Genomic DNA, 17,020 nt, shown 5'->3' with positions numbered 1-17,020 from the left:
GTAGCATTATTTTCTTTTATAAGAGTATTTGACTGTGAAATCATATTAGTTGTTTGTTGCAATATTGTAGAGTCAATATGAACGTTCTCAGGAACAACTAATACATACTCATTGGCTATAACTTTAATATAAGGATCTAGAATAGATAAGTTATTTTTGAATGTTTGTATCCGGAGTACTGGTCACAATTTGTTCTGAAGATGCATTAGTTGTTCCTTGTTCTGCTGCATAAACTGACACTGTAGGCAAAATTACAGTAGAAAGAGTAGCAACTGTAAGTAGAGATACAATGCTTTTTTCATAAAAAAGCCTCCCAGAATATTTTTAATACTGTATAAGAATAACACATAATACAATTAAAGAGAACGCTTCTTTGTTGTGTTACTTAATAATTTTGTATGTTATTCTTTACATAGAAAGGAGCAACTAATTATGAAAAAAATTAACTTCAAAAAAATTATTTTGTTAGTAGGACTTTATTTCACTGCTAGTTTATTAACTCAATATTTTATTAATGATTCTATGGAATTAACAGGTATTTTCATAGGAGCAATTGTATTTGCTGTACTTATTTTTGTAGCAGAACTCCTATCTAAAAAGGAATAAAAAATAGCAGTACTCAGCGTGTCATTGCTACTGTTTTACACTAGATAAAAATGATACATGAAATTAGATAAAATCGTGTATCCTGAACCCTTTAACACCAGGGTTCTTTTTTATGTCCGCCCTCAATACATGATTTCGCTTTAACCAGCGTTGTAATCGGCTATTTTTTTTTGTTAAAGAGACGACTAAAAAAGGCTTCTTTAGTTTGTGCTGGTTCGGTTTCTTTTTCAGTTTCAGCATTAGGGACATAACTGTCTTTTTGACTCGTATTATCTTCTGTATTTTTAGTTGATTCTAGCTGCAATTGTTCCATTTGCTTATTCGTTTGTAAGGTAAGACGTTGTTGCTGATCTAATAGATTTTGTTGGTCTTTTAACAATGTTTGTAGCATATCTATTTGGTTATCTTTTGCCAAAAGCTGTTTTTGATAAAAATCTGAATTACTAAATTGGTTTAAGTTATTTCGCCAACTGGTTTTCGTCTGAGTTTGCGATTGGTTATTTTCAACTGGATCAAACATTGATTTAATAGCTTCTTGACCTTTTTCGCTAATCACAAACTGGTTGCCTATTTTCACAAACCATTTCTTTTTTTGTGTTTCTGTCACTTTTTTTGAAATGGCTGTTTTACTCACACCTATTTCTTCGGCTAATTCTTTGATTGTTTTTTTACTCATGTTAACTCTCCTTATTATGCCTTCTCTTTATTACTGTATAGGTTTATATCCTATGCATACCACTATAATTGTTACTTTTTATGAATAAACATTTACAGCTTGAAAGAATAACTTGAATTTAACTCAATAGAGCATAATTTAAAAAGATATTATAGTTGCTGTAAAGTAAATTTCTTGCAAGTTGATTTTCAAACCACTCATCGCCATCGTCAAAACCTTTATCAAGTTTCCACCCGATGTAATGCAAAAATTCATGTTGAATAATTGCTTGAATATCTATTGGTTTATTCTTTTCTAAAAATTCTTTAGAAATAACTATTTTTTTGGGAACATCTTCGGACGAAGAGAGTATATAACCAGATTGATTATTTTTTAAAAGGGAATCTGTTTTTTTAGAATTTAGAAATATAGATATATCAATCTTTACACCATACTGGCTAATAGCCCATTCTCGTGATTGTCTAACTAAATTGTAAAATAGTTGTGTTTTTTTTCTATACTCTGATTTTCTTTTTCGTGACTTGTAACTCATTTTATATACTCCTGTTTAAGTAATTAATTTTTTAGCCAATTAAACAATGGAACTTTGGTATTAATTTGTTCTTTTCCTTCTAGTTCTAATAAAGAATTTAAAGCTTCTAAATTATCAGTTGATTTCTTAATGAGATTATTACAATGACTAGATGTTAACCCTAATTCTTGATCTAAAAAGTGATAATTTATTGACTGAAAATCCCGGATAATCTCTAAAGCTCTTTCTCGATTTGTTTGATCATTAATTTCCGCGTACATCAATAAATCATCTAAAACAATATTGACAAGACTTTGTAATGTATCAACTTGCTTTTGCGAAGCTTTTGAAATTCCTTTACCAGTACTCCAAATTAGTTTGAATCCAGTAATTGAACGTCCTTTCTTTATCTCCTCATACTTCACTTCTAATTCGGTAAATTCGTTGATTTCAGCAATTGCGACATCGAGAACATATTTTTTCAAAAGGCCCGTATTTTCACGGTAACTCTTCTTTTCCTCGACACCAAACATTTTCATGACAGCATCTTTTGTCAAAGACTTGTACCAACAACCGTAAGAACCTCTTAAATGGTCGTACAAAGTCCAACTAAAACCACTTTTGAATTTTGCAGTGATAGTCAAGTCAGTCAGCACATACCTATCTTTCAAGTTCAATATATGCGGTGTAATTTCTGGATCCCAAAGAAACGTAAAGGTGCCATTATCATACTTCATTTTCCTAAAAACATTCCAGTATTCGAATGAGTCATTTTCTAAATCTTCCAACCCAGCTTGAATACTTAGTATTCTTTGAGCGTCAACTTTTGCATGCTTGGTTTGGTATTTATCAATGCCAAATTTCTTCTCGAAATCAGCCTTGATAAAAGTTGTTGAACCATCTTTTTGTGTAGAATAAATCGCATAGGACAGCAACTGCATTTGGTTCAATGTCAATCCTTGATTAAGTTTTGAGGTTGATAGCTCATTGCTCTTTTTAATACTATCTGCATTGCTGATCATAACTTCCTTTTTGTTTAGTCTTCCGGCCATACAAACACTCCTTTTCATTCATAAGTTAATAGTAGCGCAACTTATATATCTAATCAATACAAATAAGTTTAAATTTCAAACTTACAACTCGAGGGATAAAAAACTTTCGATAGAGGGATAAAAAACTTTCAATAGAGGGATAAAAAACTTTCAATAGAGGGATAAAAAACTTTCAATAGAGTCTTTAAACCGTTGGTGTGTAAACGTTTCTAGCGACCTTAAAGGTAATAAAGTTAATAAAGTTAATAAAAAGTGATAAATACGCGGGCGCGAACCCTTTGTTAAACGGTGTGCTTTACATTGTTCTGTCTAACAATTTTTTGAAAAAAATAATACACTGCAAAAGTGCTACCTTTGCTTATCCAAGCTTATATCTCTTATACAGACAAAAAGCACTCTTTACTGCATTAATTTATAACTATAGTCTATGAGATAGCTATAGACCAAGTTTCATAAGGACAGATAAATTGAGTCTAATATTCTCATAAAAAGTGATAAACAAGATCAAAAGAAGTCGCTGCGCTCCGTTTACACTGGAAAAAGAGCGATTCTAAGAGATTTTTTGATAAAACCACACCGATTCTTGTTTGAGTTAAGCCACAGGAGTTGTAAAGAGCTCACTTCGTTCGTGCAGGGCAAGCCCTACATACCCAGAACCCTTTTCAAAATGATTTAAACCCTCTTTTTAGACGGATAGAGAACATTAACGTAATTAATCGTGTATTTATATAACGCCGATGTAAGATTGCTTAAACACGCTTTAAATTGCTTTTTAAAGACAGCTGTTTTATCGTCCTCTGTTCATTGAATTTGAGTGTGTTGGTTTTTGAGTTTGTTTAAGCTCTGTATCTCTTGATTTAAGACCGTCTAACGAGAACGTAAGCTCTTTATTCAGCAACTTCTCTAAAAAGGCTTTAAGCACCTCTAAAATTGATTCTAAACGATTTAAAGGGATGGTTCCTGCTTCTTTATTTTGTTCCAGCACAGAAATCCACTTTTTAGCTTTCTTTTCATCTTCGGGCATTCGTCCATTTTCGACTTTACTTAAAATTAAGCGTCCTTGTTTTTCCATTTCGCTAATCTGAAAAGGGACTTTTGCATCTTTCAAGATACTTTTATAAATAATCGCTTGATCTTTAAACTTTTGCCCCGTTTTGAGTGTGTTTTCTAGTGTATCTAAGTAATAGGTGACTTTTTCGGTCGCTTCGTCAACTCGTTGATTCGCTTGCTGAAGCTGTCCTTTAAGTTCTGTTTTTTCTTGCTCTACCAGGTCAACATCTTTTTTTAAAACTGTCAGGTCCTTTTTTGAAGCCTCGGACACTTGATTTAGTTGATTGTTTAATTTGATTCCAGAAAGAGAGAGATTTTTTAATTTTTCAAATTCGTTATAAGGGAGTGTCACTTTATCTCCAAACAAGCTTTTCTTAGACGCTTTTTCGACTTGTTCGAACACTTTTTTGGGTTCACTAAACAACTTTAATTCTTTAGACAAATCATCTTTTTTCTCTTGAATTTGTTTGGCATATTTTTTAATCTCTTTGACCGAATCCAACTCAATCGTTTCGCCATTTAAAATGCCGTCTTTATAAATAGTCGGCAGTTCTTTTTTCAGAAAGGTATCTAACTCGCCATGAAAATTTTGTAAATCATTTCGGTTCAATACTTCTTTAGCCGATATTTTTTCACGTTGTTTTTTTTCGTCCCAAACGACAGGCATAAAAACAAAATGCAGGTGTGGGGTGGTTTCGTCTAAATGAACTTGAGCAGACAAAACATTTTTTTCGCCCCCATATCGTTCACTCAAAAACGCATACGTCTTTTCAAAAAAGGCTTGCTGATCCGATTCAGTTTGTTCTTTCAAATTTTTAGGCAACGTCACAATCCAACTGCAGCCAACTTTGACATCGTCTCGTTTCATGCAGTAAACCTCTTTCAATCGGTCGTTCAATCTAGATAGCGTGTCGCCTTCTTTTTGACATAAATCATAGTTTAAGTAAGTTTTTGTCGGGTCGATTTCTTCGTTTGAATGGTGGTCTGTTTTACGGTCTAAATGAATGGATAAGCCGTTGAGGTTTCCTCTTGTAAATTTTTGAACGTGAGCCATGAAATCCCTCCTCAATAAAGTACCTCCACTATAACATGAAGAACGAGCCAGTAAACATCTGGTATAGCCTGTTATACCAAAATAAATTTTGGTCAGGCTCTGCGAGGCAAAAACCGTCTGTTCTCTCTGTCCCTTTTGTCGCCTTTAGGCTGAAAAGGTTCGTCGTGAACAGGCCCGAAAAACGACGGCATTCCCGTCTGTTTTTTTCGTGCAAAACAAAAAAAATCCCCTTCGCCTTTTTGGCAGGGGACTTTTCTTTAAAAAAAGAGATGAAAAGTAAGAGAAAAAACACGTTAAAAGTGTCATACATTTGTATGACAAAATGTATGACATATGTATACATTATGTATGACAAGTGTAACACATATGTATACATATGTCATACACGACCTCTTACAAACGCTGGTATGACAGTCTTTTGAAGAGGGGTAAGAAAAGGCCGTTTTTCGCCTTCTAGGCGCCTGGTTTTATTTTTGAGATTCGTCAGGCACAGCCTGACACGTCAACGTTTTGAAGCGGAGCGGAAAACCGGCAGGCGCCTGAATCTCTTTATGCTCTTTTTTAAAACCTACTGATTTACCTTTTTAGAATAGTTTCTTTTAAGAAAGAATATTTTTAGGTGAATAATTTATTTTTTGTGAACAGCTTTATTAGCATTATAAAGATTAAATAGAAAACTCAAGAACCAGACAAAACTAACCAAACGAGCTAATAGACTGTCTTGGAAAATAAAGACTATAGCTAAGATAAAGTTGAGTAAAGCAATATAGAAAAAAGGTTGTTTTAAAATAGTTTCGTTCATTTATTTACCTCCTGAATTCAGATAAAACTTGATCTTTTGTTAAGATGATTTAATAGGCATTTATAAACGACAGGGAAAAACCACTCAAATTCACACCTAGTAACTGTCGATTTTGAGTAAAACTAATTTATTTTATATAAATTAGAATTGTATGTCTATGTAGAATATAATAAAAAAAAGAACGTAACCTATAATAATCCGTTAGGAGATCATTAAATGGGAACTAGACTATTAGAAAGAATTAAAAGGAATTGGACTAATAGAAAATGGATTGTTTATGGCGCTATCTTTGCTGCTTATGTCAAACGTGACGGTAGCTTATTAGGGGTTCCTGGTGTTTTGTACTTTTTTGGTATTTGTTTTAATTGGTATCTTTATTCGAGATTATTCAATAAAGTAAGTAAAAATAAATGAAAAGATACAGGAAATGACATATAATCGTATATCTAGAAACTAAAGCTGGTAAAATTATTTCTTCATCCCTAAAAAAAATAAAGATTGTTGTTAATAAATATGTAAGTTATAAGGTTGCATATTATAAATACTGACTATCAAGTGAATATATTGCATAAATTTTATATTCTTATTAAATTATGAGCATATCGATTTATTGTGTATATCTCTTCTAAAATTATTCTTTGCCTTGATTTTAAAAACACAACAAAAAGAGCTTGCAAAAGGCAAGCTCTTTTTGTTTCGAAATAAAGATTAGAAAAATTGAACCTTTTCTAATTATAAGTATTAATCAATTCACTTTATTGATCATTGCCAGCCCCATGTTCCACCTAAGACTCCATAAAAATAATTGTAGTCAAACCAAAGTCCGCCTTTAGGTGACGAAGTACCAATAACACCCATTAATACTGCTGCTACAGCTTGAATACGAACGTCAGGTACTTTACCAATTAAAAATCCAAGCCCTCCTAATGACCCTCCTTGAACTTTTGTAACAGTACTTTTACTTAAATAAATTCGAACACGATTCCAGTGTACGGTTACTTTGTTAACCCCTTGTTTATAAGCCCTAAGTTGAATAGAATTATTGTCATAGAAAGTAGCTGTTTTTGTTATAGGATCAATAGTAGCATTATTTTCTTTTATAAGAGTATTTGACTGTGAAATCATATTAGTTGTTTGTTGCAATATTGTAGAGTCAATATGAACGTTCTCAGGAACAACTAATACATACTCATTGGCTATAACTTTAATATAAGGATCTAGAATAGATAAGTTATCTACTTGTGATATATCCTTTTTTGAAATGGTTGTATCCGGAGTACTGGTCACAATTTGTTCTGAAGATGCATTAGTTGTTCCTTGTTCTGCTGCATAAACTGACACTGTAGGCAAAATTACAGTAGAAAGAGTAGCAACTGTAAGTAGAGATACAATGCTTTTTTTCATAAAAAAGCCTCCCAGAATATTTTTAATACTGTATAAGAATAACACATAATACAATTAAAGAGAACGCTTTCTTTTGTTGTGTGTTACTTAATAATTTTGTATGTTATTCTTTACATAGAAAGGAGCAACTAATTATGAAAAAAATTAACTTCAAAAAAATTATTTTGTTAGTAGGACTTTATTTCACTGCTAGTTTATTAACTCAATATTTTATTAATGATTCTATGGAATTAACAGGTATTTTCATAGGAGCAATTGTATTTGCTGTACTTATTTTTGTAGCAGAACTCCTATCTAAAAAGGAATAAAAAATAGCAGTACTCAGCGTGTCATTGCTACTGTTTTACACTAGATAAAAATGATACATGAAATTAGATAAAATCGTGTATCCTGAACCCTTTAACACCAGGGTTCTTTTTTTATGTCCGCCCTCAATACATGATTTCGCTTTAACCAGCGTTGTAATCGGCTATTTTTTTTTGTTAAAGAGACGACTAAAAAAGGCTTCTTTAGTTTGTGCTGGTTCGGTTTCTTTTTCAGTTTCAGCATTAGGGACATAACTGTCTTTTTGACTCGTATTATCTTCTGTATTTTTAGTTGATTCTAGCTGCAATTGTTCCATTTGCTTATTCGTTTGTAAGGTAAGACGTTGTTGCTGATCTAATAGATTTTGTTGGTCTTTTAACAATGTTTGTAGCATATCTATTTGGTTATCTTTTGCCAAAAGCTGTTTTTGATAAAAATCTGAATTACTAAATTGGTTTAAGTTATTTCGCCAACTGGTTTTCGTCTGAGTTTGCGATTGGTTATTTTCAACTGGATCAAACATTGATTTAATAGCTTCTTGACCTTTTTCGCTAATCACAAACTGGTTGCCTATTTTCACAAACCATTTCTTTTTTTGTGTTTCTGTCACTTTTTTTGAAATGGCTGTTTTACTCACACCTATTTCTTCGGCTAATTCTTTGATTGTTTTTTTACTCATGTTAACTCTCCTTATTATGCCTTCTCTTTATTACTGTATAGGTTTATATCCTATGCATACCACTATAATTGTTACTTTTTATGAATAAACATTTACAGCTTGAAAGAATAACTTGAATTTAACTCAATAGAGCATAATTTAAAAAGATATTATAGTTGCTGTAAAGTAAATTTCTTGCAAGTTGATTTTCAAACCACTCATCGCCATCGTCAAAACCTTTATCAAGTTTCCACCCGATGTAATGCAAAAATTCATGTTGAATAATTGCTTGAATATCTATTGGTTTATTCTTTTCTAAAAATTCTTTAGAAATAACTATTTTTTTGGGAACATCTTCGGACGAAGAGAGTATATAACCAGATTGATTATTTTTTAAAAGGGAATCTGTTTTTTTAGAATTTAGAAATATAGATATATCAATCTTTACACCATACTGGCTAATAGCCCATTCTCGTGATTGTCTAACTAAATTGTAAAATAGTTGTGTTTTTTTTCTATACTCTGATTTTCTTTTTCGTGACTTGTAACTCATTTTATATACTCCTGTTTAAGTAATTAATTTTTTAGCCAATTAAACAATGGAACTTTGGTATTAATTTGTTCTTTTCCTTCTAGTTCTAATAAAGAATTTAAAGCTTCTAAATTATCAGTTGATTTCTTAATGAGATTATTACAATGACTAGATGTTAACCCTAATTCTTGATCTAAAAAGTGATAATTTATTGACTGAAAATCCCGGATAATCTCTAAAGCTCTTTCTCGATTTGTTTGATCATTAATTTCCGCGTACATCAATAAATCATCTAAAACAATATTGACAAGACTTTGTAATGTATCAACTTGCTTTTGCGAAGCTTTTGAAATTCCTTTACCAGTACTCCAAATTAGTTTGAATCCAGTAATTGAACGTCCTTTCTTTATCTCCTCATACTTCACTTCTAATTCGGTAAATTCGTTGATTTCAGCAATTGCGACATCGAGAACATATTTTTTCAAAAGGCCCGTATTTTCACGGTAACTCTTCTTTTCCTCGACACCAAACATTTTCATGACAGCATCTTTTGTCAAAGACTTGTACCAACAACCGTAAGAACCTCTTAAATGGTCGTACAAAGTCCAACTAAAACCACTTTTGAATTTTGCAGTGATAGTCAAGTCAGTCAGCACATACCTATCTTTCAAGTTCAATATATGCGGTGTAATTTCTGGATCCCAAAGAAACGTAAAGGTGCCATTATCATACTTCATTTTCCTAAAAACATTCCAGTATTCGAATGAGTCATTTTCTAAATCTTCCAACCCAGCTTGAATACTTAGTATTCTTTGAGCGTCAACTTTTGCATGCTTGGTTTGGTATTTATCAATGCCAAATTTCTTCTCGAAATCAGCCTTGATAAAAGTTGTTGAACCATCTTTTTGTGTAGAATAAATCGCATAGGACAGCAACTGCATTTGGTTCAATGTCAATCCTTGATTAAGTTTTGAGGTTGATAGCTCATTGCTCTTTTTAATACTATCTGCATTGCTGATCATAACTTCCTTTTTGTTTAGTCTTCCGGCCATACAAACACTCCTTTTCATTCATAAGTTAATAGTAGCGCAACTTATATATCTAATCAATACAAATAAGTTTAAATTTCAAACTTACAACTCGAGGGATAAAAAACTTTCGATAGAGGGATAAAAAACTTTCAATAGAGGGATAAAAAACTTTCAATAGAGGGATAAAAAACTTTCAATAGAGTCTTTAAACCGTTGGTGTGTAAACGTTTCTAGCGACCTTAAAGGTAATAAAGTTAATAAAGTTAATAAAAAGTGATAAATACGCGGGCGCGAACCCTTTGTTAAACGGTGTGCTTTACATTGTTCTGTCTAACAATTTTTTGAAAAAAATAATACACTGCAAAAGTGCTACCTTTGCTTATCCAAGCTTATATCTCTTATACAGACAAAAAGCACTCTTTACTGCATTAATTTATAACTATAGTCTATGAGATAGCTATAGACCAAGTTTCATAAGGACAGATAAATTGAGTCTAATATTCTCATAAAAAGTGATAAACAAGATCAAAAGAAGTCGCTGCGCTCCGTTTACACTGGAAAAAGAGCGATTCTAAGAGATTTTTTGATAAAACCACACCGATTCTTGTTTGAGTTAAGCCACAGGAGTTGTAAAGAGCTCACTTCGTTCGTGCAGGGCAAGCCCTACATACCCAGAACCCTTTTCAAAATGATTTAAACCCTCTTTTTAGACGGATAGAGAACATTAACGTAATTAATCGTGTATTTATATAACGCCGATGTAAGATTGCTTAAACACGCTTTAAATTGCTTTTTAAAGACAGCTGTTTTATCGTCCTCTGTTCATTGAATTTGAGTGTGTTGGTTTTTGAGTTTGTTTAAGCTCTGTATCTCTTGATTTAAGACCGTCTAACGAGAACGTAAGCTCTTTATTCAGCAACTTCTCTAAAAAGGCTTTAAGCACCTCTAAAATTGATTCTAAACGATTTAAAGGGATGGTTCCTGCTTCTTTATTTTGTTCCAGCACAGAAATCCACTTTTTAGCTTTCTTTTCATCTTCGGGCATTCGTCCATTTTCGACTTTACTTAAAATTAAGCGTCCTTGTTTTTCCATTTCGCTAATCTGAAAAGGGACTTTTGCATCTTTCAAGATACTTTTATAAATAATCGCTTGATCTTTAAACTTTTGCCCCGTTTTGAGTGTGTTTTCTAGTGTATCTAAGTAATAGGTGACTTTTTCGGTCGCTTCGTCAACTCGTTGATTCGCTTGCTGAAGCTGTCCTTTAAGTTCTGTTTTTTCTTGCTCTACCAGGTCAACATCTTTTTTTAAAACTGTCAGGTCCTTTTTTGAAGCCTCGGACACTTGATTTAGTTGATTGTTTAATTTGATTCCAGAAAGAGAGAGATTTTTTAATTTTTCAAATTCGTTATAAGGGAGTGTCACTTTATCTCCAAACAAGCTTTTCTTAGACGCTTTTTCGACTTGTTCGAACACTTTTTTGGGTTCACTAAACAACTTTAATTCTTTAGACAAATCATCTTTTTTCTCTTGAATTTGTTTGGCATATTTTTTAATCTCTTTGACCGAATCCAACTCAATCGTTTCGCCATTTAAAATGCCGTCTTTATAAATAGTCGGCAGTTCTTTTTTCAGAAAGGTATCTAACTCGCCATGAAAATTTTGTAAATCATTTCGGTTCAATACTTCTTTAGCCGATATTTTTTCACGTTGTTTTTTTTCGTCCCAAACGACAGGCATAAAAACAAAATGCAGGTGTGGGGTGGTTTCGTCTAAATGAACTTGAGCAGACAAAACATTTTTTTCGCCCCCATATCGTTCACTCAAAAACGCATACGTCTTTTCAAAAAAGGCTTGCTGATCCGATTCAGTTTGTTCTTTCAAATTTTTAGGCAACGTCACAATCCAACTGCAGCCAACTTTGACATCGTCTCGTTTCATGCAGTAAACCTCTTTCAATCGGTCGTTCAATCTAGATAGCGTGTCGCCTTCTTTTTGACATAAATCATAGTTTAAGTAAGTTTTTGTCGGGTCGATTTCTTCGTTTGAATGGTGGTCTGTTTTACGGTCTAAATGAATGGATAAGCCGTTGAGGTTTCCTCTTGTAAATTTTTGAACGTGAGCCATGAAATCCCTCCTCAATAAAGTACCTCCACTATAACATGAAGAACGAGCCAGTAAACATCTGGTATAGCCTGTTATACCAAAATAAATTTTGGTCAGGCTCTGCGAGGCAAAAACCGTCTGTTCTCTCTGTCCCTTTTGTCGCCTTTAGGCTGAAAAGGTTCGTCGTGAACAGGCCCGAAAAACGACGGCATTCCCGTCTGTTTTTTTCGTGCAAAACAAAAAAAATCCCCTTCGCCTTTTTGGCAGGGGACTTTTCTTTAAAAAAAGAGATGAAAAGTAAGAGAAAAAACACGTTAAAAGTGTCATACATTTGTATGACAAAATGTATGACATATGTATACATTATGTATGACAAGTGTAACACATATGTATACATATGTCATACACGACCTCTTACAAACGCTGGTATGACAGTCTTTTGAAGAGGGGTAAGAAAAGGCCGTTTTTCGCCTTCTAGGCGCCTGGTTTTATTTTTGAGATTCGTCAGGCACAGCCTGACACGTCAACGTTTTGAAGCGGAGCGGAAAACCGGCAGGCGCCTGAATCTCTTTATGCTCTTTTTTAAAACCTACTGATTTACCTTTTTAGAATAGTTTCTTTTAAGAAAGAATATTTTTAGGTGAATAATTTATTTTTTGTGAACAGCTTTATTAGCATTATAAAGATTAAATAGAAAACTCAAGAACCAGACAAAACTAACCAAACGAGCTAATAGACTGTCTTGGAAAATAAAGACTATAGCTAAGATAAAGTTGAGTAAAGCAATATAGAAAAAAGGTTGTTTTAAAATAGTTTCGTTCATTTATTTACCTCCTGAATTCAGATAAAACTTGATCTTTTGTTAAGATGATTTAATAGGCATTTATAAACGACAGGGAAAAACCACTCAAATTCACACCTAGTAACTGTCGATTTTGAGTAAAACTAATTTATTTTATATAAATTAGAATTGTATGTCTATGTAGAATATAATAAAAAAAAGAACGTAACCTATAATAATCCGTTAGGAGATCATTAAATGGGAACTAGACTATTAGAAAGAATTAAAAGGAATTGGACTAATAGAAAATGGATTGTTTATGGCGCTATCTTTGCTGCTTATGTCAAACGTGACGGTAGCTTATTAGGGGTTCCTGGTGTTTTGTACTTTTTTGGTATTTGTTTTAATTGGTATCTTTATTCGAGATTATTCAATAAAGTAAGTAAAAATAAATGAAAAGATACAGGAAATGACATATAATCGTATATCTAGAAACTAAAGCTGGTAAAATTATTTCTTCATCCCTAAAAAAAATAAAGATTGTTGTTAATAAATATGTAAGTTATAAGGTTGCATATTATAAATACTGACTATCAAGTGAATATATTGCATAAATTTTATATTCTTATTAAATTATGAGCATATCGATTTATTGTGTATATCTCTTCTAAAATTATTCTTTGCCTTGATTTTAAAAACACAACAAAAAGAGCTTGCAAAAGGCAAGCTCTTTTTGTTTCGAAATAAAGATTAGAAAAATTGAACCTTTTCTAATTATAAGTATTAATCAATTCACTTTATTGATCATTGCCAGCCCCATGTTCCACCTAAGACTCCATAAAAATAATTGTAGTCAAACCAAAGTCCGCCTTTAGGTGACGAAGTACCAATAACACCCATTAATACTGCTGCTACAGCTTGAATACGAACGTCAGGTACTTTACCAATTAAAAATCCAAGCCCTCCTAATGACCCTCCTTGAACTTTTGTAACAGTACTTTTACTTAAATAAATTCGAACACGATTCCAGTGTACGGTTACTTTGTTAACCCCTTGTTTATAAGCCCTAAGTTGAATAGAATTATTGTCATAGAAAGTAGCTGTTTTTGTTATAGGATCAATAGTAGCATTATTTTCTTTTATAAGAGTATTTGACTGTGAAATCATATTAGTTGTTTGTTGCAATATTGTAGAGTCAATATGAACGTTCTCAGGAACAACTAATACATACTCATTGGCTATAACTTTAATATAAGGATCTAGAATAGATAAGTTATCTACTTGTGATATATCCTTTTTTGAAATGGTTGTATCCGGAGTACTGGTCACAATTTGTTCTGAAGATGCATTAGTTGTTCCTTGTTCTGCTGCATAAACTGACACTGTAGGCAAAATTACAGTAGAAAGAGTAGCAACTGTAAGTAGAGATACAATGCTTTTTTTCATAAAAAAGCCTCCCAGAATATTTTTAATACTGTATAAGAATAACACATAATACAATTAAAGAGAACGCTTTCTTTTGTTGTGTGTTACTTAATAATTTTGTATGTTATTCTTTACATAGAAAGGAGCAACTAATTATGAAAAAAATTAACTTCAAAAAAATTATTTTGTTAGTAGGACTTTATTTCACTGCTAGTTTATTAACTCAATATTTTATTAATGATTCTATGGAATTAACAGGTATTTTCATAGGAGCAATTGTATTTGCTGTACTTATTTTTGTAGCAGAACTCCTATCTAAAAAGGAATAAAAAATAGCAGTACTCAGCGTGTCATTGCTACTGTTTTACACTAGATAAAAATGATACATGAAATTAGATAAAATCGTGTATCCTGAACCCTTTAACACCAGGGTTCTTTTTTATGTCCGCCCTCAATACATGATTTCGCTTTAACCAGCGTTGTAATCGGCTATTTTTTTTTGTTAAAGAGACGACTAAAAAAGGCTTCTTTAGTTTGTGCTGGTTCGGTTTCTTTTTCAGTTTCAGCATTAGGGACATAACTGTCTTTTTGACTCGTATTATCTTCTGTATTTTTAGTTGATTCTAGCTGCAATTGTTCCATTTGCTTATTCGTTTGTAAGGTAAGACGTTGTTGCTGATCTAATAGATTTTGTTGGTCTTTTAACAATGTTTGTAGCATATCTATTTGGTTATCTTTTGCCAAAAGCTGTTTTTGATAAAAATCTGAATTACTAAATTGGTTTAAGTTATTTCGCCAACTGGTTTTCGTCTGAGTTTGCGATTGGTTATTTTCAACTGGATCAAACATTGATTTAATAGCTTCTTGACCTTTTTCGCTAATCACAAACTGGTTGCCTATTTTCACAAACCATTTCTTTTTTTGTGTTTCTGTCACTTTTTTTGAAATGGCTGTTTTACTCACACCTATTTCTTCGGCTAATTCTTTGATTGTTTTTTTACTCATGTTAACTCTCCTTATTATGCCTTCTCTTTATTACTGTATAGGTTTATATCCTATGCATACCACTATAATTGTTACTTTTTATGAATAAACATTTACAGCTTGAAAGAATAACTTGAATTTAACTCAATAGAGCATAATTTAAAAAGATATTATAGTTGCTGTAAAGTAAATTTCTTGCAAGTTGATTTTCAAACCACTCATCGCCATCGTCAAAACCTTTATCAAGTTTCCACCCGATGTAATGCAAAAATTCATGTTGAATAATTGCTTGAATATCTATTGGTTTATTCTTTTCTAAAAATTCTTTAGAAATAACTATTTTTTTGGGAACATCTTCGGACGAAGAGAGTATATAACCAGATTGATTATTTTTTAAAAGGGAATCTGTTTTTTTAGAATTTAGAAATATAGATATATCAATCTTTACACCATACTGGCTAATAGCCCATTCTCGTGATTGTCTAACTAAATTGTAAAATAGTTGTGTTTTTTTTCTATACTCTGATTTTCTTTTTCGTGACTTGTAACTCATTTTATATACTCCTGTTTAAGTAATTAATTTTTTAGCCAATTAAACAATGGAACTTTGGTATTAATTTGTTCTTTTCCTTCTAGTTCTAATAAAGAATTTAAAGCTTCTAAATTATCAGTTGATTTCTTAATGAGATTATTACAATGACTAGATGTTAACCCTAATTCTTGATCTAAAAAGTGATAATTTATTGACTGAAAATCCCGGATAATCTCTAAAGCTCTTTCTCGATTTGTTTGATCATTAATTTCCGCGTACATCAATAAATCATCTAAAACAATATTGACAAGACTTTGTAATGTATCAACTTGCTTTTGCGAAGCTTTTGAAATTCCTTTACCAGTACTCCAAATTAGTTTGAATCCAGTAATTGAACGTCCTTTCTTTATCTCCTCATACTTCACTTCTAATTCGGTAAATTCGTTGATTTCAGCAATTGCGACATCGAGAACATATTTTTTCAAAAGGCCCGTATTTTCACGGTAACTCTTCTTTTCCTCGACACCAAACATTTTCATGACAGCATCTTTTGTCAAAGACTTGTACCAACAACCGTAAGAACCTCTTAAATGGTCGTACAAAGTCCAACTAAAACCACTTTTGAATTTTGCAGTGATAGTCAAGTCAGTCAGCACATACCTATCTTTCAAGTTCAATATATGCGGTGTAATTTCTGGATCCCAAAGAAACGTAAAGGTGCCATTATCATACTTCATTTTCCTAAAAACATTCCAGTATTCGAATGAGTCATTTTCTAAATCTTCCAACCCAGCTTGAATACTTAGTATTCTTTGAGCGTCAACTTTTGCATGCTTGGTTTGGTATTTATCAATGCCAAATTTCTTCTCGAAATCAGCCTTGATAAAAGTTGTTGAACCATCTTTTTGTGTAGAATAAATCGCATAGGACAGCAACTGCATTTGGTTCAATGTCAATCCTTGATTAAGTTTTGAGGTTGATAGCTCATTGCTCTTTTTAATACTATCTGCATTGCTGATCATAACTTCCTTTTTGTTTAGTCTTCCGGCCATACAAACACTCCTTTTCATTCATAAGTTAATAGTAGCGCAACTTATATATCTAATCAATACAATAAGTTTAAATTTCAAACTTACAACTCGAGGGATAAAAAACTTTCGATAGAGGGATAAAAAACTTTCAATAGAGGGATAAAAACTTTCAATAGAGGGATAAAAAACTTTCAATAGAGTCTTTAAACCGTTGGTGTGTAAACGTTTCTAGCGACCTTAAAGGTAATAAAGTTAATAAAGTTAATAAAAAGTGATAAATACGCGGGCGCGAACCCTTTGTTAAACGGTGTGCTTTACATTGTTCTGTCTAACAATTTTTTGAAAAAATAATACACTGCAAAAGTGCTACCTTTGCTTATCCAAGCTTATATCTCTTATACAGACAAAAAGCACTCTTTACTGCATTAATTTATAACTATAGTCTATGAGATAGCTATAGACCAAGTTTCATAAGGACAGA

Annotated in this window: 20 protein-coding genes; 5 read left to right on the top strand and 15 right to left on the bottom strand. The window is 32.2% G+C overall.

Translation table 11 applies throughout. The annotated features are described in order from the left end of the window. The first annotated feature begins 432 nt into the window (after nucleotides 1–432). Nucleotides 433–606 carry a hypothetical protein gene (locus B9Y54_RS12405; protein ID WP_159446099.1) on the top strand — a complete coding sequence of 58 codons (174 nt, stop codon included), beginning with the start codon at nucleotides 433–435 and terminating at the stop codon, nucleotides 604–606. 160 nt (nucleotides 607–766) lie between these two features. On the opposite strand, the gene B9Y54_RS12090 is transcribed toward B9Y54_RS12405, so the two are convergent. The 5 genes from B9Y54_RS12090 to B9Y54_RS12400 all read right to left on the bottom strand — a co-directional run bounded on the left by B9Y54_RS12090 (nucleotide 767) and on the right by B9Y54_RS12400 (nucleotide 5,751). Beyond that, complete coding sequence (locus tag B9Y54_RS12090; RefSeq protein ID WP_085560583.1) at nucleotides 767–1,282, bottom strand: hypothetical protein; 516 nt, start codon at nucleotides 1,280–1,282, stop codon at nucleotides 767–769. Nucleotides 1,283–1,400: 118 nt separating this feature from the next. Then, nucleotides 1,401–1,814, bottom strand: coding sequence for a SprT family zinc-dependent metalloprotease (locus B9Y54_RS12085; protein WP_085560582.1), 414 nt, complete (start codon nucleotides 1,812–1,814; stop codon nucleotides 1,401–1,403). Between the two features lie 23 nt (nucleotides 1,815–1,837). Next, complete coding sequence (locus B9Y54_RS12080) at nucleotides 1,838–2,845, bottom strand: replication initiation protein (RefSeq protein WP_159446098.1); 1,008 nt, start codon at nucleotides 2,843–2,845, stop codon at nucleotides 1,838–1,840. Between the two features lie 787 nt (nucleotides 2,846–3,632). Further along, nucleotides 3,633–4,949, bottom strand: a complete 1,317-nt coding sequence (gene mobV / locus B9Y54_RS12075) for a MobV family relaxase (protein WP_085560586.1) — start codon at nucleotides 4,947–4,949, stop codon at nucleotides 3,633–3,635. 628 nt (nucleotides 4,950–5,577) lie between these two features. Continuing rightward, complete coding sequence (locus tag B9Y54_RS12400; protein ID WP_159446100.1) at nucleotides 5,578–5,751, bottom strand: hypothetical protein; 174 nt, start codon at nucleotides 5,749–5,751, stop codon at nucleotides 5,578–5,580. Nucleotides 5,752–5,967: 216 nt separating this feature from the next. Between B9Y54_RS12400 and B9Y54_RS12070 the strand changes: the two genes are divergently transcribed. Next, the gene (locus B9Y54_RS12070; RefSeq protein ID WP_085560585.1) at nucleotides 5,968–6,165 is read left to right on the top strand and encodes a gauf-3-monomer; all 198 of its coding nucleotides are present in this window, start codon (nucleotides 5,968–5,970) and stop codon (nucleotides 6,163–6,165) included. A 348-nt stretch (nucleotides 6,166–6,513) separates the two neighbouring features. On the opposite strand, the gene B9Y54_RS12065 is transcribed toward B9Y54_RS12070, so the two are convergent. Next, nucleotides 6,514–7,155, bottom strand: coding sequence for a hypothetical protein (locus tag B9Y54_RS12065; RefSeq protein ID WP_085560584.1), 642 nt, complete (start codon nucleotides 7,153–7,155; stop codon nucleotides 6,514–6,516). A gap of 134 nt (nucleotides 7,156–7,289) precedes the next feature. On the opposite strand from B9Y54_RS12065, the gene B9Y54_RS12395 reads away from it, so the two are divergent. Continuing rightward, complete coding sequence (locus B9Y54_RS12395) at nucleotides 7,290–7,463, top strand: hypothetical protein (RefSeq protein WP_159446099.1); 174 nt, start codon at nucleotides 7,290–7,292, stop codon at nucleotides 7,461–7,463. A 161-nt stretch (nucleotides 7,464–7,624) separates the two neighbouring features. Here the strand turns inward: B9Y54_RS12395 and B9Y54_RS12060 are convergent, their stop codons facing one another. The 5 genes from B9Y54_RS12060 to B9Y54_RS12390 all read right to left on the bottom strand — a co-directional run bounded on the left by B9Y54_RS12060 (nucleotide 7,625) and on the right by B9Y54_RS12390 (nucleotide 12,609). Continuing rightward, the gene (locus B9Y54_RS12060; RefSeq protein ID WP_085560583.1) at nucleotides 7,625–8,140 is read right to left on the bottom strand and encodes a hypothetical protein; all 516 of its coding nucleotides are present in this window, start codon (nucleotides 8,138–8,140) and stop codon (nucleotides 7,625–7,627) included. A 118-nt stretch (nucleotides 8,141–8,258) separates the two neighbouring features. Further along, nucleotides 8,259–8,672, bottom strand: coding sequence for a SprT family zinc-dependent metalloprotease (locus B9Y54_RS12055; protein WP_085560582.1), 414 nt, complete (start codon nucleotides 8,670–8,672; stop codon nucleotides 8,259–8,261). Between the two features lie 23 nt (nucleotides 8,673–8,695). Next, on the bottom strand, nucleotides 8,696–9,703 hold the full coding sequence (locus B9Y54_RS12050) for a replication initiation protein (protein ID WP_159446098.1): 1,008 nt from the start codon (nucleotides 9,701–9,703) through the stop codon (nucleotides 8,696–8,698). A gap of 787 nt (nucleotides 9,704–10,490) precedes the next feature. Next, entirely contained in the window at nucleotides 10,491–11,807 is a 1,317-nt protein-coding gene (gene mobV, locus B9Y54_RS12045) for a MobV family relaxase (protein ID WP_085560586.1), read from the bottom strand. A 628-nt stretch (nucleotides 11,808–12,435) separates the two neighbouring features. Further along, nucleotides 12,436–12,609 carry a hypothetical protein gene (locus B9Y54_RS12390; RefSeq protein ID WP_159446100.1) on the bottom strand — a complete coding sequence of 58 codons (174 nt, stop codon included), beginning with the start codon at nucleotides 12,607–12,609 and terminating at the stop codon, nucleotides 12,436–12,438. 216 nt (nucleotides 12,610–12,825) lie between these two features. On the opposite strand from B9Y54_RS12390, the gene B9Y54_RS12040 reads away from it, so the two are divergent. Then, nucleotides 12,826–13,023 carry a gauf-3-monomer gene (locus tag B9Y54_RS12040; protein ID WP_085560585.1) on the top strand — a complete coding sequence of 66 codons (198 nt, stop codon included), beginning with the start codon at nucleotides 12,826–12,828 and terminating at the stop codon, nucleotides 13,021–13,023. Between the two features lie 348 nt (nucleotides 13,024–13,371). Here B9Y54_RS12040 and B9Y54_RS12035 read toward each other — a convergent pair whose 3' ends face one another. Beyond that, nucleotides 13,372–14,013, bottom strand: coding sequence for a hypothetical protein (locus tag B9Y54_RS12035; protein WP_085560584.1), 642 nt, complete (start codon nucleotides 14,011–14,013; stop codon nucleotides 13,372–13,374). Between the two features lie 134 nt (nucleotides 14,014–14,147). Here B9Y54_RS12035 and B9Y54_RS12385 point away from each other — a divergent pair, with 134 nt between their 5' ends. Beyond that, nucleotides 14,148–14,321, top strand: a complete 174-nt coding sequence (locus tag B9Y54_RS12385; RefSeq protein WP_159446099.1) for a hypothetical protein — start codon at nucleotides 14,148–14,150, stop codon at nucleotides 14,319–14,321. Nucleotides 14,322–14,481: 160 nt separating this feature from the next. Here the strand turns inward: B9Y54_RS12385 and B9Y54_RS12030 are convergent, their stop codons facing one another. From B9Y54_RS12030 to B9Y54_RS12020, 3 genes are all read right to left on the bottom strand, one after another. Beyond that, nucleotides 14,482–14,997, bottom strand: a complete 516-nt coding sequence (locus B9Y54_RS12030; RefSeq protein ID WP_085560583.1) for a hypothetical protein — start codon at nucleotides 14,995–14,997, stop codon at nucleotides 14,482–14,484. A 118-nt stretch (nucleotides 14,998–15,115) separates the two neighbouring features. Next, nucleotides 15,116–15,529 carry a SprT family zinc-dependent metalloprotease gene (locus B9Y54_RS12025; protein WP_085560582.1) on the bottom strand — a complete coding sequence of 138 codons (414 nt, stop codon included), beginning with the start codon at nucleotides 15,527–15,529 and terminating at the stop codon, nucleotides 15,116–15,118. 23 nt (nucleotides 15,530–15,552) lie between these two features. Continuing rightward, nucleotides 15,553–16,560, bottom strand: a complete 1,008-nt coding sequence (locus B9Y54_RS12020; protein WP_159446098.1) for a replication initiation protein — start codon at nucleotides 16,558–16,560, stop codon at nucleotides 15,553–15,555. Nucleotides 16,561–17,020: the final 460 nt, after the last annotated feature.

This window comes from Carnobacterium iners, assembly GCF_900177385.1.
Taxonomy (GTDB): Bacteria; Bacillota; Bacilli; order Lactobacillales; family Carnobacteriaceae; genus Carnobacterium_A; species Carnobacterium_A iners.
The sequence above is the reverse complement of the archived record's forward strand: the minus strand, read 5'-3'. Positions and strand labels throughout refer to the sequence as shown.